The organism is Wolbachia endosymbiont (group A) of Portevinia maculata (assembly GCF_964028525.1).
Lineage (GTDB): Bacteria > Pseudomonadota > Alphaproteobacteria > Rickettsiales > Anaplasmataceae > Wolbachia.
The window spans coordinates 507,953-531,518 of the sequence record NZ_OZ034786.1; the positions used below are offsets into that span (position 1 = coordinate 507,953).

The window sequence follows — 23,566 nt, forward strand, 5'->3', positions numbered from 1 at the left end:
TAACTAAGTACTAATCAAGCTTACCAAATTTTGTTTTATCGTGCTATTAATAATGCATTGAACCTTATCGTCATTGGTATTTTTTTCGTTATAATTTACATCAGGATAAGCAAGCACCTTTCCATCTTTTTGTACTGTAGGCAAAGAATAAAAGACTTCAGGGCAGCAGTTGTAAATTTAAAAGGTGTATTTAATTGTGACCACCACTCAGTGTGTTTTTTTTCATGAACAATAATTAACTTCATCTGCTATAAATTCACGTACTAGTAAGTCCATTAGAATTCCTTGGAGCTATACTAAAAAGAGTCTGTAACACATTTCCTACATTTGCTTCTTCATTCTCAGGCTTTTGAAATTCATCCTTAAGCTTTTCAAGTGCATTACTAACATCATTCATGGTAATAACGATTTCTTCTGTGTCCTCTTTTACAATACGATTTCTGGCAAAATCTTTTACAGAATTTACTAAATTAAATAAATCAGCTCCTGAAAAACCTTTAGTTCTACCTGCAAGTTCTGTAAGATCTAGATCTTCTGTTCTTGGTGTGTCCTTCATATAAAGATTTTATATTTTCTCACGTAGGTTTTCGTCTGGTAAAGGAATATTAATGTGCTTGGACAAACGACCACTCCTAGTGAGTGCAGAATCTAAAACACCCATACGATTAGTTGCAGCAATTACTATCACACCCTCTCTAGATTTGAAGCCATCCAATTCAGTCAATAACTGATTTAAAGTTTCTGTATACGCTTGATGACCATAACTGCTACCATCACAGCGCTTTTCACCAACAGAATCAATTTCATCTATAAAAACTATACAAGGAGCATTTTTTCTTGCTTTCTCAAAAAGCTTACGTATATTTCCTGGACCAGTGCCAACATACCGCTGAATAAACTCAGATGCAGAAACACTTATAAATGAAGATTTAGTTTCATTTGCAATTGCTTTAGCAAGCAAAGTTTTGCCAGTCCCCGGTGGACCATAAAAAATGTATCCTGTGTCTTGCGCATAATTTAGCTTTTCGTCTATTTCTATTTCCCTTTTTGACTGAAGTTTACAAATCTTTCTTAACTCTCGTCTTACATCGTCTGAAACTGCAACATCATCAAGTGTTACTTTTTGTTCATTCGTTACTTTAGGTGATGTCATTAGTTCATAAACAACAACACATATTGCCCCAAACACAAAAAGTACAGCTGCAGTACCTGCCACTACACAAGTTACTACAGCGGATTTTATAATGATAGGCATAAAAAGTATAGTGTCCGTAGCAGTCTTAATTCTAAGAAACAGAATATACATAAGATAAATAAAAGCAGCAATTGCTAAACATAACAAAGGGAAAATGAATTTAAAGAACTCTCGCCAAGTTATTTTCATTATAATCCCTCACTAAGATAAATTTTCATCATCGATCATACTATATCGATAATATAAGATTTTTTTGTATTATGCAACTAATAATGAATTGAACCTTATTACTATTGATGTCTTTTGTATCATGAATTACATCAGGATAAGCAAGTACCTTTCCATCTTTTTGTACTGTAGGCAAAGAATAAAAGACTTCAGGGCAGCAGTTGTAATCCTTCAGAAATTCAGGAACTTTTTGTGTTTTTTTTAATGGAGCGATGATAACTGAACACTCTTGATTTCCGAGTATTGTGCAGCTAAATCTGTTATCCCATTGAGTAGGTTCATTTAAAGGTAGGTTTACGGTAATTTCTTGTATCTTTGACGATTCTCTAATTATTAAGATATTTTCTCCATATTTTCTTATTTTGCACCCAGAAAGTGTACAGTTAACATTACTATCCTTTTGCAATATTTTATTAAATATCGCAATAAGGCTATTGTACCTTGGTTTATAATGTTTACTGGCAATTGCCATTATAGAGTAAAGAAGAAGCCTCAAGGCTATTTCCTCTGGCAATTGATAAAATTCACTTAGTTTAATTTCAATATAACCAAGATCATGAACATTAACACAGTCATTAAATGCAAGGCGTGTGTAGTGCATCAACGCTTTTGCAGCTCTTTTCATATGAAGGGCTGTGAGGCATATTCGCTCTGTTAAAATCTCTTGATTGTCACTTGCTTTAAGTAAGCTACGGTATAAAGTTCGCCTGTATTTTAAGTTATAGTTGCTTCTATCTTCGATCCATTTTAACCGGTGAAGCTTAGCGTACTTTTCTATTTCACTACGACTAAAATTTAACAATGGCCTAAATATATAAATACCATTTAAGAAAGATTTGTAATCCATTGATGATAATCCATCTACGCCACTACCTCGCTCCAATCTTAATAAGAACGTTTCTGCTTGATCATCTTTGTGATGAGCAACGAGCAAACATTTAACATTATTGTTTTTACAACACTCTGCTAGTAACTTATATCGTGCTTTTCGTGCCTGTAATTGAATATTACCTTTAATATTTTGCTTCTCCCAATTTAATATGAACGATTCCTTTGCTCCAAGTTCTTTTGCATAACTTGTAACAAAATCAGCTTCTTTTTGAGACTCTGAACGTAACCCATGATTTACTGTTAATGCTATAGGAAGTGAAAGCTTGTTTTTTTTTGCCCAGTTAGTCATTAAGTGCAGTAAGACTATACTATCTACACCACCTGATACTGCAACTGCGATTTGGTTATAGAAAGCAAAGCTATTAGCTATATTTTGAAATAATAACTCTAATTTCATTATGTTTCTTGATGGCAAGATAGTCTCTACGTCATACAGCGACTTATTTGTGGTATATATAGATCCCGCTAACAAGCAGCGGAATTGCTCTCTTTTGTCATCCCAGTGCTTGACACTGGGATCCAGGTTTTAATGCAAGAAACTATTTCTTTATTCCAGAAAATGAAAATTCCACTCTACGATTTTTAGCATGCTCTTTTTCATATTTAGAATTTCTAGAATCATCTTTTACATTAACCAAAGGCTCAGTTTCACCCTTAGAAGCAGTTTTTATTCTGTTTTCTATGTAGGGTGCACAACTAACCATAAATTTTTTAGCTGCATCTGCCCTTCTAGCGCCTAGCGCAAGATTATATTCATGAGAACCACGGTTGTCAGTATGACCAGTTAAAGTAACCTTCGCGTCAGGGTTATCTTGTAACACCTCCATTACGTTAAGTAATGCATCTGCGCTTACTTCAGTAATACTAGATTCATCATAACCAAAGAAAACTCTTTTATCACCTATCTGCTTAACAACAGAATTCATTTTATTTGTTGTATTTGCTCCTTTTTTTGGGCAAGAACTTACACCAGTAAGTAGCAAACAAAAACAGCACATTATAACCAGTCTACTCCACATTACTAAACCTCCATAAATTTTAAAATAGTGCGTAACTTTAATTTCAGTAGCTAATAATCTCTCCATATTGTAATATAGTCAAGAGAAATAAAATACTAAATACTTTTTCTACACCCTTACAATTAATTTTCTTATAATATGCTGGACTCTGAGTAGAAAAATCCAATAAAGGAATAAAAAGTACAATTTTTTATGTACTTTAAGCAAATATACTTTTAACTTTATTATTAATCTATTACGATATTAAAGAGATGTTTTCTAAAACAATGAACAAATTATGAAATCTTATAAGTTTTTAGAGGAAGTATTATATAGGGTAAAGAATATCGAAAATACGCTAAAAGTACTAAACCAAAGCCAATTGAATATAGAGGACAAAGTTGAACAAATGAGTCTTCTAGAAGAAATCAGACATGAAATTATCTCTCATGATGCAATAAAGGAATCATTAGCAGATGCTCTTGGTAACAAAAAAAGTGCAAATACTCAGCAGCTAAAGTTAATAGAGAGAATACATAAAAGCAACAGTGCTGTTCCTATTGATTTAGTAAAGTCTTTATCCAAAGCTAAGGTTGAATGCCAAAATTTATGGAAACTATCTCATTCTGAAACCAGTAACTTAGAAAAACTAAAAGAACGTTTTACTGATTTAATCACACTCATTCGCGAAGTAGCTTCTATAAAATCGCAGCAATTAAAATGCTCAAAATACGACTCACTGCTTGCTGACTATGACTCTGATATCACAGAAAAGAATATAAGGGAAGTATTCCCCAAGGTAGGCAAATTTTTTAGCGAAAATGTGGATGAAATAATTGAAAAGCAGAAAAAGGATAAGGTTACTAATATACAAAGAGTTGCTACTCAGAAGCAGATTGAACTTGGCTCGTTATGTTTACAGCAAATGGGTATTGCACTAAATGAGATTCGTACTTCTTATTACTACCCTATAGATTATGATGAATCTGATTTTTGTTATGGTTTATTTTCACTTTTACGGCATAGTGGTTATGCGATTTATCAAAAATGTTTAGCGCAAAATTCTATAAGTAGCCCAATTACGAGACATGTTATGTATGAAACTCAAGGGTTATTCATGGAAAGGATGATTGGAACATCCAGAGAATTTATTGAGTTCATTCAACCACACATAAAAGAGAAATTTGCTATAAAAGGCAAAACTAATAGCAGTGTTGAAAATTTGCACTTGGTTTTCAATGAAATAAACCTTTCCTCTTCTTTAAAGAACGCAGATGAATTTAGTCTGTTAGCTCATATTATGTTGAGAACTAGGTTAGAACAGGATATAATAAATGGTACACTGGAAGTTAAGGATCTGCACGATGCGTGGCTGGAAGGTATGAAGCACTATAAAATTCCAGTAAAAGCTAAAAATGAGCTGGACACTTATTTTCAAGATGAATATTGGGCAAGCGGTGTTATGGGCTACTTTCCTATAAAAATTATTGCTTTAATTGCTGCTGTGCAGATTTTCTCTTTCGTTAAAAAGAATCATTACGAATCATTAAGTGCTATAATAAAAGGAGATTTTAGTTTACTTATCAGTTGGTTATCTCAAAATATATACAGTGCAAAGTGTGGCCTGGAACTGCTAAAAAAAGTAACAGGCAAGGGTTTAGACGTTGAGTGTGTTACTTACTACCTATCTGAAAAGTATAATTTGTCTCAATAAATGGTTTTCTTGAGTTATGTATGAATTTTGTTCGAAAATTGACCGGAAAGTTTTATAGCCTTTTTACTTTCAAAGGTTTGTTTGCTAGCGATATTGCCATAGACCTTGGTACTGCAAACACTTTAGTTTATCAGAAAAATCAGGGAATAGTGCTTGATGAGCCTTCAGTTGTAGCAAGAGTAAAAGAAAAAGGAAGCTACGTTCCTTATGCTTTTGGTAAAAAAGCTAAAATGATGCTTGGAAAAACGCCTGGAGAAATAGAGGCGATAAGGCCCTTAAAGGATGGAGTTATTGCTGATTTTAAAAGTGCGGAAGAAATGCTAAAATATTTCATACGCAGTGCAAACACAAAATTCACTGTTAATAAACCTAATATTATCATATGCGTTCCATCTGGATCCACGCCAGTTGAAAGGCGTGCTATACAAGATGCAGCAGAAAGTGCTGGTGCAAATGAAGTATTTTTGATTGAAGAACCAATGGCTGCAGCAATCGGAGCTGGGCTCCCAGTTACTGAACCTGAGGGTTCTATGATCGTTGATATAGGAGGCGGTACAACTGAAGTTGCAATTATTTCTTTAGGCGGAATTGTTTATTCACGTTCTGCCAGAGTAGGTGGCGATATTATGGATGAAGCAATAAAATCGTATATTCGTGAAAATCATAAGTTATTAATCGGTGAAACAACTGCTGAAAAAATTAAGAAAAACGTAGGTTCAGCCAGTCTGCCAGGTGAAAATAACAAAGAGGGAATGATAATTAAAGGCAGGGATTTAGTGAGTGGCATGCCAAAAGAAATGCTTTTATCAGAATATCAAGTTGCAGAGAGTTTAATAGAGCCTGTACATCAGATAATTTCTGCTATTAGGACTGCACTGGAGAGCACTCCACCTGAACTTTCTTCTGATATAGTCGATAGAGGAATAATTTTATCCGGTGGTGGTGGATTATTGCGTAACTTGGGCAAAGTTATCAGTGAAACAACAAAATTACCAGTTCGTGTTGCAGATGACCCACTTTGTTGTGTTGCCTTGGGTAGTGGAAAAGTGCTTGAAAACATGGATTATTTTGGCCATGTTTTATTCAAGCAAGATTAAATTGTTTTTGAAGGTAGTTTATCGAATTGTTTTGATGGAATTATGTAATATAAATGAGATCCCAGTGTCACGCACCAAGTAATTTGAAGGCAACTTCCAGCAGGAAAGGGTGTCATCCGAGTAGCTGACACTGGGATTCAGGAAACTTAATTACAAATAAATATGCTGTTTTAATGAATTTGCATAAATAGACACTAGATTCCAGTGTCAGCTACTTTCATGACATCATCTACTATGTAAATTGCCCCCAAATCAAAACGTTTGCACAGTTGTATGTTGGAATGACACAAGATTTGCGTTTATAAATTAAGGCGATTATGCTAAAAGAATTTAAAATTGAACCTCTGCTAAAAGATAGAGCTCCGCACCAGACCAAGGCTATTGTTGCAATGTCCGGGGGAGTTGATAGCTCCGTTGCTGCAGCACTGCTATATAACTTTGGGTACCAGGTGATAGGTGTGACTCTTCAACTCTATGGCACCGACGGTAATGCTAACGCAAGAAAAGGTGCATGTTGTGCTGGACAGGATATTTACGACGCTAAGCGCGTGGCTGAAAGTGTTGGCTTTCCTCACTATATTTTAAACTACGAGGAAATATTCAAAAAGGAAGTAATAGAGGATTTTGCAAGTACCTATATGCGTGGGGAAACTCCCATACCATGCGTAAGATGTAACCAAACAGTAAAATTTCGTGATCTATTGCAAGTTACAAAAAATCTTGGTGCGGATGTGCTTGTAACAGGACATTACGTGAGAAGATTAGAAAAAAATGGTGAGGTAAAGTTGTGCAGAAGCATTGATAAAAGTAAAGATCAAAGCTATTTTCTATTTGCTACAACAAAGGAGCAGTTGAAGCTTTTGCGATTTCCACTAGGTGGGTTCTATAAAAGTGATATAAGAAAATTAGCAAAGTATTTCAGCTTACAAATTTCTGAAAAGCCGGACAGTCAAGATATATGCTTTGTTTCCGAAAGCTATAGTAAAACAATAGCTAAATTAGCTCCACAATCTGTACAGAAAGGTAAAATAGTGGATGTTAATGGAAAAGTGCTAGGCGAGCACAGTGGCATAGTAAATTTTACAGTGGGGCAAAGAAAGGGCTTGGGTATCGCACACAATGAACCTCTTTATGTGATAAAAATTAATACAGAAAATAATGAGGTTATAGTAGGTCCGATCAACGCATTAATGCAAAAAAAAATATTGATCAAGGAGTTAAATTGGTTAGAACAACCAAAGGAAGGTATGGAAGTAACTGTGAAGCTGAGATCATCACATGCGGGAAGTTTAGCAACAATACATTCAACTGACGAAAAAAATAAAGCCTGTGTCATTTTAAACGACGATTACTTTGGCATCAGTCCAGGTCAAGCCTGTGTGGCATATAAAGGTGAACAAGTTATCGGTGGAGGATGGATATGCTCTTAACTGGGTGGCTTAATTTTTTTATGCAGAATGTAAACGTACAATAATATTTATTGCTATTTTACCCTATATCGCTTATACTATAAAGTAGAACATTATAGGTTTTAGCAATGGTTAAGGAAGTTGAAGAACTAATAAAAATTGTTGGTAAGGGTAATTTATTAGAGACTTTGTTTATTTTTTTAGGTGGCTTTCAACATGCCGACTTAGATCGTAGTATGGACTGCAGAAATCATTTTGGTTTGTCTGCATTCATTAAAAAAGAGGGGGAGCCATTAGATGAATATTTTAACTTAAAGTTTAGTCTACAAGGGCTGTTTTTAATTTATGCTCAAGCTTATAAGATACTTAGTGAAAACAACAACCTGAATACTAAAGATGTCATAGATAAAATATATGAAGTTATTAAAGGGTCTGAGTTAAATAGAGATATAAATGAAGTAGTAGAAGTAGATGGAAGTAAATTAGATTTACTTAACATCTTAGCAAATCCAAAGAGAGAAGCAATATTTAAAACAGAAAAAGATTTTGAAAATAAAGTACTTATTGGTGTTAGAAAGTTACTAAATGAAAAAACTACATTAAACAAATATGACAGAGAATTTGCATTAAATAAGTGCATTATCAGCAGCTATTATTCCATTCATGACATAAAAGCAGATAAAGATATAGCATTGTTCTTTTCTTTGGGTGGTCACTATAAAGAACTTTCGTCATCTAACAAAACAGTAAAAAGAGAAGTATTAGAGATATGTGAGAATCAGTTAATAGCGCATTATACAATGTTCTTAGCTAAAGCACTACATATGATCAAGTTATCAAGTAGAGATAAATATACAATCGACCATGAGAATGTGGATCGACAAGAGAAAGAATTAAAAATGGATGGATTAATATATCCTATAAATACAAAAAACACCCTAGAGCAACTGTTAAAAAACCAAAATAGTGATGAATTTGAACAATTAGTAACGAGCCCTAAAAATATATACTACTCAGTGCCACAAGAAGAGAATAAATGTAGGCCAAATTTCATTGTCAGCAAGAAAAAAGAAAAAGACCATAAAAACACAGTCTGTAAACTTATTTTGGGTATGTTTGTATTATCTGTTGGGTTATATGTTGCTGATTATTTCCTTATGGAGCAAAAATTGTTCAACTCAATAAAAAATGTTTTGCCACAAGACAACCTTACTAACTTGATAGTTGGTGCGGTGCTTACTATTGTAATAGTATATGCTTTATTTCAATTATCACAGAAACCACCACTTTCAACAGTCAATGGAATGACGAATGAAAATTTAGAATCGCTCCATGCAAAACAAGCTTAGAACTACATAAATGTAGCAACTTAAAAGTACATATTGTATAATGCTTATTCTTAAGTTAAGAAGGTAATTTATGGATTTAAGTAAAATAACAGCGGTACCAAATGCGGTGAATGTGGTAATTGAAATAAGTGCAAATGCTGAGCCTGTAAAGTATGAATTTAATAAAGAGCTTGGGTTGTTACAAGTTGACAGATTTTTGTCTACCTCAATGACTTATCCTTGCAGTTATGGGTTTATACCAAATACCTGCGCAGGTGATGGTGATCCTGTGGATGTTTTGGTGCTAACTCAATTTCCCTTAGCATCTAGTGTTTTAATATCGGTGCGTCCAATAGGCGCATTACTCACTAAAGATGAAAAAGGAGAAGATGAAAAGATATTAGCTGTGCCTGTTTCCAGTGTTGATAGCTATTATGACAATATAAAGGACTATTCTGACTTATCTAAAAACCTACTAGATAAAATTGCTCATTTCTTTTCTCATTATAAAGATCTAGAAAAGGGAAAAACGGTAGCAGTTGGAGAATGGGTTGGCGTAGAAGAAGCAAAGAAAATCATTGAAAAAAGCAGAAATTAGTTTTTGTTGATTTATAGCTAAAGTGGCTTAGGTTTGCCTACAATTTGAAAAACAACAAATTCGTCATTCCGCTACTTGTTAGCGGAATCTATGCTGAGATACCGCGCACAACTGTACGAACATTCATTCTTGAAGGTGAACTGCACAGCAAATGGTGTCATTCCAGTGCTTGACACTGGAATCCAACCTTGCCGTAATCTCATCAAGAACGTTGTGTTTTAACATAAGACCAGCCACTTTTATGCTTACCAACTTAGTGCCCAATCAAAATTCCTGGATCCCAGTGTCTGGGCACTGGGATGACATTCTTCTGGTAGGCTCAAATTGTAATGTTCGTACAGTTGTGGAATGAATTGCGGTATGACGTAGGGAAACCTTTCTTGGGTTAGCTATAGATTTTTGTACCACAGATCTAAAAATTACAGTTGTTCGGAAAAATGTTGCTGTTAAAAGCATTAGACAGGCGGTAGAGGTCTTGGTATTATATAATCTTTAGGTTCTAAATTTGGAAGGGTGGCCGAGCGGCTGAAGGCGGCGGTTTGCTAAACCGTTATACGATTGAAAAGTCGTATCGAGGGTTCGAATCCCTCTCCTTCCGTATACTGTTTTAGCACGGTCTGAATTCGCTATATTGGCATGTTTTTAGCCTGTTTACCTGATCTTGTTGCAATGGTTTTTATTTCCGTCTTTGCTTAGATAGCTATTAAAAAGTTGGCTAGCGTTGACTCAGTATTTATTATAGAATTGGTTGTTAACCTTACTTATATGCATAAAATACTAATTTTACTGTTGATAGTGTTGCCACTTAGGTTGCTTGCAACCGAGATTGAAATTGTTGCAGATGTAAATGGTGAGCCAATTTCAAATTTAGATATCGAAAAACGCATCAACTTTATAAATTCATTGTTTGGCACTCAAAGTGTTAATCAAAAAGAAGCAAAACCTCAAATTCTTAGGGAGCTAATAGACGAAATTATCATTATCAATGAAGCACAGAGGCTGAATATAAAATTGAGCAACGAGGAGTTAGATAATGCTATCATATTATTTTTAACCCAAAGTTTTAAACTTAAGGCTAATGAAGTTGATCAATACATAAAAAAGCATAATATAGATCTTAGTATTTTAAGAAAACAAATAAAATGTCAGTTACTATGGAGCAAAATTATTGAAGTAAGAATTGTGCCATTTATTAATATAAGCGATAAAGAAGTAGATGATGTAAAAAGGCAAACAGAAAAGCCGGATTATCTTATCACGTTCCAAGAGTTTATAATTCCTGATCAAAAAGACAAGGATGTTTATGGCATAGCTGAAGATTTAGTAAAAAAATTACGTAATAGTAATAACCCGGAATCTCCAATAAAGATGCGTAAAGCAACAGTTAATTTAAGTCAGCTCAAAGATAAACTTAAGAGCGTTTTAGAAAGACTAGAAACCGGCGATATAGCAGGTCCATTCAGTTTCAGTGAAGGTTACTCTATTATAAAAGTCATAGACAAGGTACAACTTAATTATGCACTGCTGGAAAGCACTTTAAAATTAAAACAGATTGTGGTTGAGGGTTCAGAAAGTTTATTGGATAATTTTCAAGAGCAAAAGGTCAATTGTTTAAATTTTGACAAATTAGCAGATGATTTTAAGTTGCCAAACGCAAAAGAGTTTGAAATAAAAATGCGAGATTTAAATCCTGATTTACAGATTTTATTTAGTAAAACAAGTGTGAATGAAATAGTAGAATTAAGAGAAAATGGCACTGCAAAGTTAATGATGTTGTGTGATATCAAGAGTAATGCAGCGGATATAGAAGCAATTAAACAGCAGATGTACCAACAAAAGATTATGATACAAAGCAACTTGTTATTAGATGATATACGTAAAAATTCAGCTGTCAGTTATCGGTATAGTTGAAGTCAGAGAGTGTCCTTGTCTCTGTCTTTGTGTACGAAAATTACTTTGTTCTATAAAATTTCAAAAAATTTGAACAAATATAGTTAAAATAGCACATGAAGAATATAATGCTAATTGGTGGTGGAGTTGGAAATGCAGTATTATTTTCGATAGGGAAGGCGTGTCTTGAAAATAATAATAAGGTTTTGTACTTTGCTGGCTATAAGAAATTAAGTGATGTATTTAAACGAGCACTGATAGAGCGTGCATCAAATGCAGTAGTTTGGGCATGTGAAGAAGGATTGATAGAAACAAGCAGAGATCAAGATAAATCCTTTCATGGTAATATAGTTGATGCAATAGTCTCTTATCAACAAGGAAGATTAGGTATTAATTTAAACACTATAGATAAAATTATCACTATTGGTTCTGATAAAATGATGAAAGCTGTGAATGAAGCTAGAAAAACAATTTTAAAGCCATATCTGAAGTCAAGTCACATAGCAATATCGTCAGTTAATTCTCCTATGCAGTGTATGATGAAAGAAATCTGCGCTCAGTGTGTTCAGCAACATATAAATACGGAAACAGGAGAAAGGAGTTTTGTTTATAGTTGCAGTAATCAAGACCAGGATATGGAATTTATTGACTTTGATTTTTTAAGTGAGCGCTTAAAGCAAAATAGTTTACAAGAAAAACTCACTGCGAAATGGATAGATCATGTTCAAAGATATTAAACAGCACAAAAAGGAAATAAGAGAGCAATATAGAGCTATAAGAAAAGATATTGATGAAAGTTATTCCAGTTATGCGGCAAGTTCCCTTATTAATCTCTTTAATCAGAACTTAAGTTACGTTAAAGGCAAAACAATTGCGGCTTACGTTCCAATGGATGGGGAAATAAATGTTGTCCCTTTGATGTGTCGTTTGCTCTATTTAGGTTATAAAGTAGCAATTCCTGATAAAAATCAGTTGCTAAGATTTGAGGGATGGAACGAAACAAATGAAGATGTAATTCCCGACACAATCATTACTCCTGTTGTTGCTTTTGATGATCATTTTAATAGATTAGGTTTTGGCGGTGGTTGGTATGATACAATGATAAAAAAATTACGGCCGCTTGGAAAAATATTTATAGGTGTAGCCTATGAGAAACAATATTGTAAAGATTTACCTGTAGAAAAACATGATCAAAAATTGGATATTATAATCACTGAGATGTGTGTTAGATGTGGAGGTGGATTGCTCAAAAAAGTGGATAGAAAGGAGTAGCGTAACCCCACTTTCTGATAGTAATTTTTGCGTCAAAACGCTCCTCAAATGCATCAACCCGGTCCTGTGATTCCTTCTTCACTCACTCGTTCAGCACTTGAACTACCTAATTGAGAATCTGGCTTCATTTCCTGAGCTTTCTCATTAACTTTTTGTTCTACATCTTCTATTTTACCGTTACCAATAGCCATAATTGCAGGTTGAAATTTATTTATAAGATCATTAAGTGCTTTCATATCTGCTACATGAGTACTGAGGCCCTTTTCCAGAAGTCTGCTCATATCATCTTCTGAAAAATTTTGAATGGTTCCATTCTTTACTAACTCTTGTATAGCAGATCGCTGCCTTTCATTGTGAAGCATTTCTAATATTTTTTTCCCATCATCAAGACCTTTTTTAGCGTCAACGCCTTCGTTATCTTTAAGACTAATGTTTGCAATAGTTTCAAGCACGTTTGTTCTTAATCTACTAAAGTTATTCTCTCTTGCTTGAACTGTAGGTAATTTATCTATTAAATCCTTATATGAACTTTTCACTGCTTTTCCTGCTTCAATCGCTCCTTCTTTTATTTTTTCCCCTGCCTTTCCTATACCTATTCCTACATAACGCGCTCCAATAGCTACAAGCGCTATTAATGTAGCAAGCACAATAAGCGGAGAAAATGCTACTCCCAATACTATTGCTGTAGAAGCTATTCCAATTTTTTTATTTGCAGATGCTGATTTAAAATAATTGACTAGATTGTCCAGCGGACCTTTATTATTATTTATAACATTACTTATTGCTTGCTGATTAACAGATTTTAACGCCTCTTCTATTATTTTTGAGTCAACGTTTTCAGAAGTTAACCCTTTAAGTGCTTCTTCAATGAATTTTATAAATAATTCTTTGTTTACCTCCTTTTGCAAGCCTTGGTCATTAATCGCTAAACCTAAATCTTTGAGATTCATCCCTTTAACTTGTTCTGATAGGGCTTCAAACAACTTCCCTTTTTCTTCCTGTGGGAATTGTGCGATGCTTTCTATTATATCTGAAATAGCTTTTCTTAGTTCTTGGTAGTCAGTTTCATTATCAAAGAACTCAGCCACATTTTACTCCATTGACTGTAAATATGCCTAATTATACATACTAATTATTAATTATATCATAATTGATATAACATACCCCTTTCCAAATATAGAATTTGTATTAAAATATCTAGATTATATGAAATCAAGGTACTTTATGGGTGAAAAAAAATTAAAAGCTGCTGTGATTTTATCAGGGTGTGGTCACCTTGACGGTGCAGAGGTAAGAGAAGCGGTTTTAAGTCTGCTTGTGCTTGATCAGCAGGAAGTGGATGTTAAATGCTTTGCACCTGACATCAATATCACACAAGTTATGAATCATAAAACAAAGGAGGCAGTGAAAGAAAAAAGGAATGTACTTGTAGAAGCAGCAAGAATCGCAAGAGGCGAAATATATGACTTAAAAGAAGCCAAAGCTGAAAATTTTGACATGCTAGTCGTACCTGGTGGATACGGGGTTGCGAAAAATTTATCTGACTTAGCTGAAAATAAAGATATGGTGACAGTAATGCCTGAATTTGAAAGATTAGTTTCAGAATTTTTTGTCACAAAAAAGCCAATAGGAGCAATATGCATATCTCCAGCCGTAATTGTTTCAATTTTAAGTAGCAAGATAGGTAAAGAAGAAAGTGAGATTAAGGTAACTATAGGAGATGACAAAGAACAGTTGATAGAGAAGCTTGGCGGCAAACACATAAAGTGCGATACAGGGTTATCAATAGAAGACGAAGAGTATAATGTATTTTCCTGTTCTGCTTATATGCGTAGCGACGAAAGTACATACTCTGTATATCAAGGGATAAAGCATATGATTGACAGTATGGTAAAAAAGATTAACAAAAAAACTAAACAACCATTCCTCTAAGATGTAGTAATTTAGACTTCCTTACACAATTAACTGTTGAACTTTACATTCCTAGCTGTATTATGGTTATATAGCTAAGAGACCTAGGTTTACTGACTATTACTTGTTAGTGGTATGGCGTAGGGCTGCACTAGCTATATATATTTAGCTCTTTTTTTATAAACGTAAGGTATTTTATATGTCAGACCTTTTCTATATTGAAACTACGTGTTGTATGGACGGTCAGTGTGATGTCTATACAGGGGAAGTGAGTTTTAATGATGTTATGTTAGGCAAGTTCAGTCTAAATTCGTGCAGCGGGAAAGAAGCTATGATAAATCTAGACGTTATTACATTCGATATTAATATCGCTATTGATGGTCAAAATGGAAAGACAATAGAAAGAGACCTTAAAGGTCTTGAATTTGTAACTAAAGATGATGGTTCTTGGTATATTAATAAGAATTTTGGTAATGATAGATTTGAAGTTATAGTAAAGCAATCATAATTTTACATCTCAGGTGTAACATTTAGTATAGGTGCTATTCTATTTATAATGTTCTTTACTATAGGCGCAGCAATTATTCCCCCGGTATGGTGTATCCCTTGAGGTTCATCAATAGCAATTAGCACTATATACCTTGGGTCAAGCATGGTTAGCACTCCTATAAATGACGCTATGTTTGCATCTTTGCTATATTTACCATCTACAACTTTTTCCGCCGATCCAGTCTTTCCCCCTATTGAATATGCCTTTATTTTTGCTCTGCTGCCAGTGCCATCCGTTACTGCTGCGCGTAATAATTTTCTCATTTCCCTGGAAGTTCTTCTTGAGATAATTTGCTCTCCTATACTTCTCTTATTCAACATCAAGGTTGCGTTATGAAATACCCCATTGTTGATTAATGCTGCTGCAGTTTGTGCAAGATGTATAGGAGTTATAGCTATGCCATAACCATAAGATGCTGTTATTAAAGTGTTTTCACTCCATTTATCCGGGATTATCGGTGTAGATTTTTCTGGTATTTCTATTTTCAAAGGAGAAAATAGCTTCATAGCTTTAAAGTATTCTACTTGTTTTTCAATACCTAATTTAACTGCAATTTTTGCTGCACCAATGTTGGATGATTTCACAAATATATCTCGCACAGTGATTTCCGGAATCTTAAATTCATGAAGATCATAAATTTTATATTTCCCAATAGTGATTGGCTTTGACACGTCATATAAATCATCAATTTTTACAACGTTTGCATCAAGCGCTGCGGCTATTGTAAAGAATTTTAATACCGACCCCATCTCATACACCCCAAGACTGGCGCGATTAAACTTTTGTACGTCTTCTGCCTTATTCTGTAGGTTGGGGTTAAAATCAGGCAGACTGACCATTGAGATGACTTCACTATTTCTCACATTTAAAACAATTCCTACTCCGCCGAGTGCCTGATATCTGCTTACAGCTTTAGTTAGCTCTTCATGCACTATGCTTTGCACTCGTGTATCTAAGGATAGTTGAATACCCTGGTAAGGTGTTATTCCAGCGCGTAATGCTGGAATCCACGTATTTTTTTTTTGGACCCCAGTGTCAGCTACTTGGATAACAGAATGTTGTTTGTTTTTACTTATATATGCCTCAACTCCTGCAATACCGTTGCCATCTATGTCAGTGTAACCAAGCACGTGTGAAAATAAATTACTGTGAGGATATATACGTTTTACATCGTTATAGAAGTTTATTCCTGGCACGCCGGCATTTTTTATTGCTAACAGTTCTTTTGGAGTCAAGTGCCGCTTTACCCAAGCAAATTTCTTTTTTGAAGTAAGTACTCTATATGAATTCTCGTATTCAAGATCATTCAAAATAGAACACAGTTGTGCTGCTATACTTTCCGGATTCTTTACTTTGGTTGCATCTGTATATAGTGATGTTGTGGGCACATTTGTTGCTATTACCACTCCATTTCTATCTAAAATATCAGGTTGTTTATATACTGTATTATCTTTTCTAAAATTTTCTGAAGTAGTAGGTTGATCAAATGTTAAAGAGAATATGCGAAAAATAATTATTATATAAAACGTAAATAATGGTACTATAAAACACAGTGAGCGGAGCTTATTTTTAAGTAATGCTTGCATATTTACTTGATTTGACAAAAATGGAAATTATCTTAGCTGAGCCGCGAGGTTTTTGTGCCGGGGTAAAAAGAGCTGTGGACATATTAGCTATTACTTTAGAAAAATACAAAAACAAGTGCCAAGTTTATGTGCTACACGAAATTGTTCACAATAAATATATAGTAGAGGACTTTAAGAGACAAGGAGTGGTTTTTGTGAACAGTATCGAGGAAATTGAAGATAATGGAGGAATACTGATCTTCAGCGCGCACGGAGTGTCAAAAAATATAGAAGATGAGGCAAAAAGAAAGGGTATTCAAGTGATTGATGCAACATGTCCTTTAGTCAGCAAAGTGCATAAAGAGGCAAAAAGGTATGAAAACGGTGGTAAAGAACTAATTCTCATTGGGCATGAAAACCATCCAGAAGTTAAGGGAATTAGAGGAAGAGTAAATAATCCTATCATTTTAGTGCAAACTGTGCAGGACGTACGCAATTTAAAAGTTAAAGATCCAGATAATTTATCTTATGTTACACAAACCACGTTAAGCATCGACGATACCCGTGAAATTATTGTTGCCCTGAAGCTCAGGTTTCCAAGCATAACAGGTCCAGATTTAAAGGACATATGCTATGCAACGCAAAACAGACAAAATGCTGTTAAAAAGCTAGCTGAAATTGTAGACATGGTGTTAGTTGTAGGAAGTAAAAATAGCTCAAATTCAAACCGCTTATTAGATCTGTGCACTGCCAGAGGAAAAAGAGCCTACTTAATTGATAATTACAGCTGTGTGAATAAAAGCTGGTTTCATGGCGTAGAAAAGATAGGAATCACTGCAGGTGCTTCTGCTCCTGACATATTGGTTGATGAATTAATGGACTACCTAAAAGTAAACCTGAGTGTAAAAATTTCAGTGATGCCAGGTGGTATTATTGAAAATGTTCAGTTTAAAATACCGAATTTGGTTTAAAACACAACTTATCTACTAAGCTTCTCTTGAAATCACACAAATCAGCATCTATAGCTAAGACGTCATACCGCGATTCATTAGACTTCTTGCATAACCTTATAACAAACTTTTATTGGGAATAGAAACGAAAAACTTACTTGACAAACTCCGCCAGCCCCCTTATCATGAAACTGAAGGTATTCAGTTATCTTCATCTGTGCAGATTAAACAGCAAAAAAACAACGTAGTTGGCGTCTTATTTTTAATTTTTTGCACTATGTGCACCTTATGTCTTCACAATATTCTGGGTTTTTACCTATATAAGCTGAAACGCGCTTATAAGTCGTTTAAGACAGTATAGTACGCCAATTTGAAGAATTAGAGAGTGAACACTAATTACCACGGGATTTCTTTTGCCTTTTTTTCTGCTTAGTAAATTTCTTAAACATTTGAGATAAGGTGAGTTGCATTTAAAAGCAGCCAAATTGCAGTGTTTAAGACTTAAAAAACGCCAATACTGAAAATAGATATTAACCGGGGCTTCTTTTGCCTTTTTTTCCGTTTGGTAAATTTCTTAAATATTTATAGCTAAACGACAATCGTCATCCCGCTGCTTGTTAGCGGGATCTAGAGATACCGTGACGGTATGACGAGGGAGAACAGTTAGCGGCTGAGATACCGCGAATGAATCGCGGTATGACGTAGGACTGCTGTCATTCCAGTACTCCTTTTTTTGTCATCCCAGTGCTTGACACTGGGATCCAGTTTTCCATATAATCTCATCGAAAACGTTGTATTTTAACGTAAAACATCTATTTTTATGCTTACCAACTTAATAAAATTCCTGGATCCCAGTGTCTGGGCACTGGGATGACACCATTCTTTTTTCTGGATTCCAGACTGGAATGACACCGTCTTGGATGGAAACCAGTGTCAGCTACTTTCATGACACCATCATAAGGTGAAACTGGATCCCAGTATCTGGGCACTGGGATGACAGGAGAAGGGGCTACTGCCGTCATAAAGGAACCAGTGTCAGCTACTCGGATGATACCTTTTTCTACTTAATTTGGGTTATGCAAGAAGTCTATTCGCGGTATCTCAGCATAGATTCCGCTAACGAGTAGCGGAATGATGGTTTTTTAAATCGTCGGTAAGCCTAAGTCAGTTTAGCTATATGCTTTTAATTTCCCCAAAAGGAGAATTAAATATGTGAAATTCTAGTTGATATGATTTAATGAATGGTTAGTTTAAATTACTAATTTATTTAAGAGATTTTAATAATATTTAACCCACTTACTTTTCTATTTTCCATATCACGATGGGCTTGAATTATTTCATCAAATTTATATTTTTTATTGATCCGTACAGTTAAAAGTTTTTTTCTTATCATCTCGAAGATTTCCATTGTGGTAAGCACTAATGTGAATCTATCATGCTTATAATGGTATATTGAGGTTCCAGTTGCAAATAACGAACGTGAACTAAGTAAAGAAAAACTAATAGGAGCGTTACCTGATATCTGCCCATAGGAAACGTATATGCCGAACCTGCCTAAAGATTCAAAAGAGAGCTTGCTTGTAGCGTAACCTATGGGGTCATACACTGCACCTACTCCTCTGTTTTGCGTAATCTCCATAATTTTAGAAACGAAGTCTTTATCATTGTAGTTTATTGCGTATGTACAGCCACTTTGTAAAGCTGTCTTCATTTTTTCATCAGAGCTTACAGAGCCTATCACTACACCTTTTTTATCCTTTGCCCATTGGCATATTATTTGTCCTAAACCACCATTAGCCCCATGAACTAGCACGAAAGCACCAGGCCTAACTTTATAAGATTGATTAACTAAATAGTGAGCTGTCATACCTTTAAACAGCACTGCAGCAGCAACTTCATCAGATATGTCATCTGGAATTTTTATCAGATATTTCTGGTGTATAATGCGCTTTTCACAATATGCCCCTGGAGGAGCTGTGCAATATCCAACTCTGTCTCCAACTTTGAATCCATCACTGATTTTTTTACCAAGTTTTTCAATAACCCCAACTGCTTCCACTCCAAGCACTGATGGTAAATTTTTAATTTTGCGTGTACCTTTTCTGTGCTCTAAATCATAACGATTTAAGCCGATAGTTGTGTGACGTACTAAAACTTCCTCGCCTTTTGGCTCACTTATATTCTTATCTACAAATTCTAATACTTCTGGCCCCCCAGTTTTTTTAATTTGTATAGCTCTAACCATGATGAATGTAAGATAAAAACTTTGATTATGTTATCTAATAATTAATATTTTGCAAAGTTATTGTTTTCACAATCAATAGACTTCTTGCGTTACCTCCTGTCATTCCAGCGCGTGACGCTGGAATCCAGATACGATTTCATCATATAAATCTTTCCATTCTTGATTTGTTTTTTCAATTAAGTTTATTTTCCATTTTCTCTGCCAGCTTTTTAGAAGCTTTTCTTTACTAATTGCTAAATTTATGTCTTGAAACTCCTCAAAGTAGACTAATTTACTAACATTGTACTTTGACGTGAAACCGGAAATGGCTTTGCTTTTATGCTCCCAAATTCGTTTAATTAAATTTGATGTTATACCTATATACAGGGTTCCATTTCGTTCACTTGCAAGTATATAAACATAATAACTTTTCATATATAGTAACCTGGATCCCAGTGTCAAGCACTGGGATGACACCATTTGTTGTAAACTCACTTTTACTCTATGGTTATACTACCTTGCCGCTATCCTGAACGGATACCTTCTTTCAGCTTTGGATGACAATAGGAAAAAGTTTGTTACTTAAGCTTAAAAAACGTGTATGATAGTGTTATTTCGCTCAAATCTTTTGTATTACTATCAAGCATTATCTCAGGATCTATATAGAAAGATACGGGCATAGCAGCTTTTTGTTTTGGTAGCAACATTTGTTCTTCAAAACAAAAGCATGCAACTTTATTAAAATACTTACCTGCTTTGAAAGGCGTAACGTTATATACTGCCATACCAAATGAAAGATGATCAGATAGATTTTTTGCGTAATAAAATGCTAAACTTTGTTCTCCTATGTTTACGTCAACGTAGTTAGTTTCTGATTTAAATTCCCAAGGTAGATCGGACATTATATCAGCATTGAAGTGGACCCTGATTTTTTGGTCAGTTGCACTTATTGTTGCATTAGTTACTTTTCTTGTTGTGCCACCATACCCGGTAGCTTTACAGAAAATGCTATATAGTGGCACCGATGCATATGCAAGACATAGCATCAACACGACTAAAGATATTAAAAAGAAAACTATAGAATTCTTACTACCTTTCCTTAAAAAGGAAAACATCTAGTCCCTATTATTGAACAAGTTAAGTAACCTGAGTAGATTGAGAAATATGTTAATAAAGTTAAAATAAAGATCAGTTGCACCCAGTATTGCCAATTTAGTAGTAGCGACTTCTGATCCGTCGTTATATTTATAATAAACGTCCTTGATTCTTTGAGCATCATACGCAGTCATTAAGGTAAAGACTATTACTGATATGAACGATATTGCAAAGTAGAGAGGACTACTTCCAAGGAATAAATTTACTATGGATGCTATAATTATCCCCAAGACTCCCATAATCAAGAAAGAGCCCATACTTGTAAGATCTCTTTTTGTGGTATTACCATATAAAGCCATAGAGCCAAACATAATTGATGTAATGAAAAACGCTCTTGCTATATTTTCTGCAGTATAAACTATAAAAATATAAGATAAGGAAAGCCCCATTAACACTGAGAACGAGAAAAATATAGTAACGGCAGACTGAGCACTTAGGTGTTGAATTCTATACCGCATATAGATCACCAATGCAGCTGGAGAGAATATTATCACAAGCGACAGAACAGGATTAGAATGAATTACCTGAAAAAGACCAGAAAATACCGTTAGAAACGCAACAAGCCCTGTAACGCCTAAAGCTAAAGCCATGTAATTATATACTTTAGTTAGGTAACTTCTGAGCCCAGCGCTATAATAAACGCCCTGAGAGCGGATATCCTGTTCATTTCTCATGTAAGACATAAATACAACTCCTTTTGTCCACTATTTAACACATTATAATATAAAACCACATTTTTATCAAGTATTTTTATTATAAACAGTTATGCGCTGGCATTTGTTTTAATATAAATAGAATATAGGCCTATTGCTGCTGCATTTGAAACATTTAAGCTGTCAATTACGTTTGACATTGGGATTTTTAAAAGATAATCACAATTTTCTTTAACTAACCTCCGCATTCCTTTCTCTTCAGAACCAAAAATGATTACTCTTTTTTTCTCAAAGCTCTTTATTTCATCTATATTTTCTTTAGCATTGCAATCAAACCCGTAACACCAGTAGCCGACCTTTTTTAAATACTGCATAGTTTTTACTATATTTGTAACGTATATTAGCGGAACAATATCTAAAGCTCCACTTGCTGCTTTTGCAATAGATGCATTTTCACTCGGTGAGTGGTTATGTGGTAAAACCAATGCGTTGACATTAAAACAAGCTGAAGTTCTTAAAATTGACCCAATATTGTGCGTGTCAGTGACTTGATCTAAAATGACTATAGTAGAGCTGTCGTTTGAGCTTTCAGCTACTTCTTCGATGCTTAAGTTACAAAGAATAGGGGCAACATTTAAAGCAATTCCTTGATGGTTAGCACCTTTAGATAAAACGTCATTAAGTATTTTGTTTTCTACTAATCGAACTTTAATGCCCTTACTATTTGCACATTGCCTAATTTCTTTTTCGTGTTCTCTATAGAAATTTTCTGTTGCTAATAGTTCTATACACCGCCTATTTTTATTCTTCAGTGCTGACATGCAGGTGTGCTTTCCATACAGCCAAAAATTCTCATTAGTTTTTGACGATTTCATCGTATTATCGAAAATCTGATTTTTATAGAATAAGCAACATTTTACTATGTTTGGATATTGTTGTAAAATTATACAATTCGATTAATGCGTTTATGTCGGACGATGAGTTGGATTGGCAAAAAAATGTTAAGCCAATAGAATGTGGAAAAGTTACTTTAAAAGTTAATCATAAAGTAAATATAAAGTCTATGGTTGATAAAGGTACCTCCGACTTACAAAGGAATTTTCTTAATACCAATAATGGTAACTCATCATTTTGTCTTGACCAAAACACAAAATCAAAAGTTGATAGGGGTAAATATTTTATAAGCGATAAGCTCGATTTGCACGGCTATAGTATAGAGGATGCTTACTGTAAATTGATAGATTTTATTATCAAAAATTATCGAGCAGGAAATAGATGTTTATTGGTAATTACGGGATACGGCAGTGCAACAAATAAAACAGACACTATAAAGAATAACTTAAATAAGTGGTTAAATGATACTAAAATCCAGCATATGGTTCTATACTACCAGCAAGCTACGAAAAAACATGGTGGTAAAGGGGCTTTTTATGTTTTATTAAAAAGGCTTAGGCCCTATTAGCTGCTTAAGTTTCCTTTTAAGCCTTAATTTTTCTTATATAGCCATATAAAAACCAGTGTTCGGCAGCGCGTTACGCACAATTGTACAAACATTGTAGCCGTTATTCAAGTAGCCCGCAGAAACGAAAAAACTTCCTTGACAAACTCCGCCAGCCCCCTTATTATGACAATAAGGGTATTTATGACTCAAAACTTGTTTTTGACCTGCAGGCTCAATGACAAAATTCAGTAAAAAACTTAGGGTATTTTTTGGCGGATTACATAAAATTATAGCGGCTGCATGTCTTTTAAATTTTTTCTACATTCAGCCAAAACGCGCTTAAACTAAGCGTCAGCACATTATTACAGCGCCACTTACAGTAATATAGAGTCAAAACTCGCACCACGGGAGTTCTTTGCCTTTTTTTTTATTTGGTAAATTTCTTAATGTTTGTAGCTAAAAGAGCCCAAGAGAGGTGTCATCCCGCTGCTTGTTAG

At 34.5% G+C, this 23,566-nt stretch carries 26 protein-coding genes, 1 tRNA gene and 1 pseudogene; 13 read left to right on the forward strand and 15 right to left on the reverse strand.

Going from position 1 to position 23,566, the window contains the following annotated elements:
• Nucleotides 1-3 precede the first annotated feature (3 nt).
• The 5 genes and pseudogenes from ABWU36_RS02565 to ABWU36_RS02585 form a co-directional block, all read right to left on the reverse strand.
• Nucleotides 4-174 (reverse strand): annotated as a pseudogene (locus ABWU36_RS02565) (tRNA(Ile)-lysidine synthetase); the annotation flags it as partial.
• A gap of 82 nt (nucleotides 175-256) precedes the next feature.
• The gene (locus tag ABWU36_RS02570) at nucleotides 257-556 is read right to left on the reverse strand and encodes a hypothetical protein (protein ID WP_353272961.1); all 300 of its coding nucleotides are present in this window, start codon (nucleotides 554-556) and stop codon (nucleotides 257-259) included.
• Nucleotides 557-565: 9 nt separating this feature from the next.
• Nucleotides 566-1,216: an ATP-binding protein gene (locus ABWU36_RS02575; protein ID WP_353272962.1), complete on the reverse strand. Its 651-nt coding sequence runs from the start codon at nucleotides 1,214-1,216 to the stop codon at nucleotides 566-568.
• A gap of 208 nt (nucleotides 1,217-1,424) precedes the next feature.
• Complete coding sequence (tilS, locus tag ABWU36_RS02580; protein WP_264688043.1) at nucleotides 1,425-2,711, reverse strand: tRNA lysidine(34) synthetase TilS; 1,287 nt, start codon at nucleotides 2,709-2,711, stop codon at nucleotides 1,425-1,427.
• A 142-nt stretch (nucleotides 2,712-2,853) separates the two neighbouring features.
• Nucleotides 2,854-3,333 (reverse strand): OmpA family protein, encoded by a 480-nt coding sequence (locus ABWU36_RS02585; protein WP_265016724.1) that lies wholly within the window; start codon nucleotides 3,331-3,333, stop codon nucleotides 2,854-2,856.
• A gap of 277 nt (nucleotides 3,334-3,610) precedes the next feature.
• Here ABWU36_RS02585 and ABWU36_RS02590 point away from each other — a divergent pair, with 277 nt between their 5' ends.
• The 5 genes from ABWU36_RS02590 to ppa all read left to right on the forward strand — a co-directional run bounded on the left by ABWU36_RS02590 (nucleotide 3,611) and on the right by ppa (nucleotide 9,458).
• Entirely contained in the window at nucleotides 3,611-5,026 is a 1,416-nt protein-coding gene (locus tag ABWU36_RS02590) for a carboxypeptidase (RefSeq protein ID WP_253309828.1), read from the forward strand.
• A 20-nt stretch (nucleotides 5,027-5,046) separates the two neighbouring features.
• On the forward strand, nucleotides 5,047-6,123 hold the full coding sequence (locus ABWU36_RS02595) for a rod shape-determining protein (RefSeq protein WP_253309829.1): 1,077 nt from the start codon (nucleotides 5,047-5,049) through the stop codon (nucleotides 6,121-6,123).
• A 317-nt stretch (nucleotides 6,124-6,440) separates the two neighbouring features.
• Complete coding sequence (gene mnmA, locus ABWU36_RS02600; protein ID WP_253309830.1) at nucleotides 6,441-7,553, forward strand: tRNA 2-thiouridine(34) synthase MnmA; 1,113 nt, start codon at nucleotides 6,441-6,443, stop codon at nucleotides 7,551-7,553.
• 107 nt (nucleotides 7,554-7,660) lie between these two features.
• Complete coding sequence (locus tag ABWU36_RS02605; RefSeq protein WP_265016722.1) at nucleotides 7,661-8,881, forward strand: hypothetical protein; 1,221 nt, start codon at nucleotides 7,661-7,663, stop codon at nucleotides 8,879-8,881.
• A 70-nt stretch (nucleotides 8,882-8,951) separates the two neighbouring features.
• Complete coding sequence (gene ppa, locus ABWU36_RS02610; protein WP_353272963.1) at nucleotides 8,952-9,458, forward strand: inorganic diphosphatase; 507 nt, start codon at nucleotides 8,952-8,954, stop codon at nucleotides 9,456-9,458.
• A 123-nt stretch (nucleotides 9,459-9,581) separates the two neighbouring features.
• Here the strand turns inward: ppa and ABWU36_RS02615 are convergent, their stop codons facing one another.
• A complete protein-coding gene (locus ABWU36_RS02615) occupies nucleotides 9,582-9,710 on the reverse strand; it encodes a hypothetical protein (protein WP_353272964.1) in 129 nt (42 codons plus the stop codon).
• Nucleotides 9,711-9,722: 12 nt separating this feature from the next.
• Entirely contained in the window at nucleotides 9,723-9,866 is a 144-nt protein-coding gene (locus ABWU36_RS02620) for a hypothetical protein (protein WP_264688036.1), read from the reverse strand.
• 99 nt (nucleotides 9,867-9,965) lie between these two features.
• Between ABWU36_RS02620 and ABWU36_RS02625 the strand changes: the two genes are divergently transcribed.
• The 4 genes from ABWU36_RS02625 to ABWU36_RS02640 all read left to right on the forward strand — a co-directional run bounded on the left by ABWU36_RS02625 (nucleotide 9,966) and on the right by ABWU36_RS02640 (nucleotide 12,620).
• Nucleotides 9,966-10,056: transfer RNA gene (locus ABWU36_RS02625), tRNA-Ser, on the forward strand.
• Nucleotides 10,057-10,223: 167 nt separating this feature from the next.
• On the forward strand, nucleotides 10,224-11,369 hold the full coding sequence (locus ABWU36_RS02630) for a SurA N-terminal domain-containing protein (protein ID WP_353272965.1): 1,146 nt from the start codon (nucleotides 10,224-10,226) through the stop codon (nucleotides 11,367-11,369).
• A gap of 95 nt (nucleotides 11,370-11,464) precedes the next feature.
• Entirely contained in the window at nucleotides 11,465-12,085 is a 621-nt protein-coding gene (locus tag ABWU36_RS02635; protein WP_253309835.1) for an oxidoreductase, read from the forward strand.
• The gene (locus tag ABWU36_RS02640) at nucleotides 12,069-12,620 is read left to right on the forward strand and encodes a 5-formyltetrahydrofolate cyclo-ligase (protein WP_253309836.1); all 552 of its coding nucleotides are present in this window, start codon (nucleotides 12,069-12,071) and stop codon (nucleotides 12,618-12,620) included. The genes ABWU36_RS02635 and ABWU36_RS02640 overlap by 17 nt, the downstream gene beginning before the upstream one ends.
• 53 nt (nucleotides 12,621-12,673) lie before the next feature.
• Here ABWU36_RS02640 and ABWU36_RS02645 read toward each other — a convergent pair whose 3' ends face one another.
• On the reverse strand, nucleotides 12,674-13,570 hold the full coding sequence (locus tag ABWU36_RS02645) for a hypothetical protein (RefSeq protein WP_410541969.1): 897 nt from the start codon (nucleotides 13,568-13,570) through the stop codon (nucleotides 12,674-12,676).
• 256 nt (nucleotides 13,571-13,826) lie between these two features.
• Here ABWU36_RS02645 and elbB point away from each other — a divergent pair, with 256 nt between their 5' ends.
• On the forward strand, nucleotides 13,827-14,552 hold the full coding sequence (gene elbB, locus ABWU36_RS02650) for an isoprenoid biosynthesis glyoxalase ElbB (RefSeq protein WP_264688033.1): 726 nt from the start codon (nucleotides 13,827-13,829) through the stop codon (nucleotides 14,550-14,552).
• 178 nt (nucleotides 14,553-14,730) lie between these two features.
• A complete protein-coding gene (locus tag ABWU36_RS02655) occupies nucleotides 14,731-15,039 on the forward strand; it encodes a hypothetical protein (protein WP_253307278.1) in 309 nt (102 codons plus the stop codon).
• A gap of 2 nt (nucleotides 15,040-15,041) precedes the next feature.
• Here the strand turns inward: ABWU36_RS02655 and ABWU36_RS02660 are convergent, their stop codons facing one another.
• Nucleotides 15,042-16,667 carry a peptidoglycan D,D-transpeptidase FtsI family protein gene (locus ABWU36_RS02660; protein WP_353272967.1) on the reverse strand — a complete coding sequence of 542 codons (1,626 nt, stop codon included), beginning with the start codon at nucleotides 16,665-16,667 and terminating at the stop codon, nucleotides 15,042-15,044.
• A 20-nt stretch (nucleotides 16,668-16,687) separates the two neighbouring features.
• On the opposite strand from ABWU36_RS02660, the gene ispH reads away from it, so the two are divergent.
• On the forward strand, nucleotides 16,688-17,617 hold the full coding sequence (ispH, locus tag ABWU36_RS02665) for a 4-hydroxy-3-methylbut-2-enyl diphosphate reductase (RefSeq protein ID WP_253310009.1): 930 nt from the start codon (nucleotides 16,688-16,690) through the stop codon (nucleotides 17,615-17,617).
• An 803-nt stretch (nucleotides 17,618-18,420) separates the two neighbouring features.
• On the opposite strand, the gene ABWU36_RS02670 is transcribed toward ispH, so the two are convergent.
• From ABWU36_RS02670 to rlmB, 6 genes are all read right to left on the reverse strand, one after another.
• Complete coding sequence (locus ABWU36_RS02670; RefSeq protein WP_264688032.1) at nucleotides 18,421-18,618, reverse strand: hypothetical protein; 198 nt, start codon at nucleotides 18,616-18,618, stop codon at nucleotides 18,421-18,423.
• 245 nt (nucleotides 18,619-18,863) lie between these two features.
• Nucleotides 18,864-19,841 (reverse strand): quinone oxidoreductase family protein, encoded by a 978-nt coding sequence (locus ABWU36_RS02675; protein ID WP_265016719.1) that lies wholly within the window; start codon nucleotides 19,839-19,841, stop codon nucleotides 18,864-18,866.
• 99 nt (nucleotides 19,842-19,940) lie between these two features.
• Nucleotides 19,941-20,255: a GIY-YIG nuclease family protein gene (locus ABWU36_RS02680; protein ID WP_253307275.1), complete on the reverse strand. Its 315-nt coding sequence runs from the start codon at nucleotides 20,253-20,255 to the stop codon at nucleotides 19,941-19,943.
• A 143-nt stretch (nucleotides 20,256-20,398) separates the two neighbouring features.
• On the reverse strand, nucleotides 20,399-20,935 hold the full coding sequence (locus ABWU36_RS02685) for a cytochrome c oxidase assembly protein (protein WP_253307274.1): 537 nt from the start codon (nucleotides 20,933-20,935) through the stop codon (nucleotides 20,399-20,401).
• A complete protein-coding gene (locus tag ABWU36_RS02690; protein WP_264688029.1) occupies nucleotides 20,936-21,658 on the reverse strand; it encodes a Bax inhibitor-1/YccA family protein in 723 nt (240 codons plus the stop codon).
• An 80-nt stretch (nucleotides 21,659-21,738) separates the two neighbouring features.
• Entirely contained in the window at nucleotides 21,739-22,503 is a 765-nt protein-coding gene (gene rlmB, locus ABWU36_RS02695) for a 23S rRNA (guanosine(2251)-2'-O)-methyltransferase RlmB (protein ID WP_253307272.1), read from the reverse strand.
• A 92-nt stretch (nucleotides 22,504-22,595) separates the two neighbouring features.
• Between rlmB and ABWU36_RS02700 the strand changes: the two genes are divergently transcribed.
• Nucleotides 22,596-23,090, forward strand: a complete 495-nt coding sequence (locus tag ABWU36_RS02700; protein ID WP_264688028.1) for a Smr/MutS family protein — start codon at nucleotides 22,596-22,598, stop codon at nucleotides 23,088-23,090.
• Nucleotides 23,091-23,566 lie beyond the last annotated feature (476 nt).

Coding starts and splice junctions, on each gene's coding strand:
- ABWU36_RS02570 (WP_353272961.1), bottom strand. CDS start 556: ATGAAGGACACACCAAGAACAGAAGATCTAGATCTTACAGAACTTGCA.
- tilS (WP_264688043.1), bottom strand. CDS start 2,711: ATGAAATTAGAGTTATTATTTCAAAATATAGCTAATAGCTTTGCTTTC.
- ABWU36_RS02585 (WP_265016724.1), bottom strand. CDS start 3,333: ATGTGGAGTAGACTGGTTATAATGTGCTGTTTTTGTTTGCTACTTACT.
- ABWU36_RS02590 (WP_253309828.1), top strand. CDS start 3,611: ATGAAATCTTATAAGTTTTTAGAGGAAGTATTATATAGGGTAAAGAAT.
- ABWU36_RS02595 (WP_253309829.1), top strand. CDS start 5,047: ATGAATTTTGTTCGAAAATTGACCGGAAAGTTTTATAGCCTTTTTACT.
- mnmA (WP_253309830.1), top strand. CDS start 6,441: ATGCTAAAAGAATTTAAAATTGAACCTCTGCTAAAAGATAGAGCTCCG.
- ABWU36_RS02605 (WP_265016722.1), top strand. CDS start 7,661: ATGGTTAAGGAAGTTGAAGAACTAATAAAAATTGTTGGTAAGGGTAAT.
- ppa (WP_353272963.1), top strand. CDS start 8,952: ATGGATTTAAGTAAAATAACAGCGGTACCAAATGCGGTGAATGTGGTA.
- ABWU36_RS02630 (WP_353272965.1), top strand. CDS start 10,224: ATGCATAAAATACTAATTTTACTGTTGATAGTGTTGCCACTTAGGTTG.
- ABWU36_RS02635 (WP_253309835.1), top strand. CDS start 11,465: ATGAAGAATATAATGCTAATTGGTGGTGGAGTTGGAAATGCAGTATTA.
- ABWU36_RS02640 (WP_253309836.1), top strand. CDS start 12,069: ATGTTCAAAGATATTAAACAGCACAAAAAGGAAATAAGAGAGCAATAT.
- ABWU36_RS02645 (WP_410541969.1), bottom strand. CDS start 13,570: ATGAATCTCAAAGATTTAGGTTTAGCGATTAATGACCAAGGCTTGCAA.
- elbB (WP_264688033.1), top strand. CDS start 13,827: ATGAAATCAAGGTACTTTATGGGTGAAAAAAAATTAAAAGCTGCTGTG.
- ABWU36_RS02655 (WP_253307278.1), top strand. CDS start 14,731: ATGTCAGACCTTTTCTATATTGAAACTACGTGTTGTATGGACGGTCAG.
- ABWU36_RS02660 (WP_353272967.1), bottom strand. CDS start 16,667: ATGCAAGCATTACTTAAAAATAAGCTCCGCTCACTGTGTTTTATAGTA.
- ispH (WP_253310009.1), top strand. CDS start 16,688: ATGGAAATTATCTTAGCTGAGCCGCGAGGTTTTTGTGCCGGGGTAAAA.
- ABWU36_RS02670 (WP_264688032.1), bottom strand. CDS start 18,618: ATGACGGCAGTAGCCCCTTCTCCTGTCATCCCAGTGCCCAGATACTGG.
- ABWU36_RS02675 (WP_265016719.1), bottom strand. CDS start 19,841: ATGGTTAGAGCTATACAAATTAAAAAAACTGGGGGGCCAGAAGTATTA.
- ABWU36_RS02680 (WP_253307275.1), bottom strand. CDS start 20,255: ATGAAAAGTTATTATGTTTATATACTTGCAAGTGAACGAAATGGAACC.
- ABWU36_RS02685 (WP_253307274.1), bottom strand. CDS start 20,935: ATGTTTTCCTTTTTAAGGAAAGGTAGTAAGAATTCTATAGTTTTCTTT.
- ABWU36_RS02690 (WP_264688029.1), bottom strand. CDS start 21,658: ATGTCTTACATGAGAAATGAACAGGATATCCGCTCTCAGGGCGTTTAT.
- rlmB (WP_253307272.1), bottom strand. CDS start 22,503: ATGAAATCGTCAAAAACTAATGAGAATTTTTGGCTGTATGGAAAGCAC.
- ABWU36_RS02700 (WP_264688028.1), top strand. CDS start 22,596: ATGTCGGACGATGAGTTGGATTGGCAAAAAAATGTTAAGCCAATAGAA.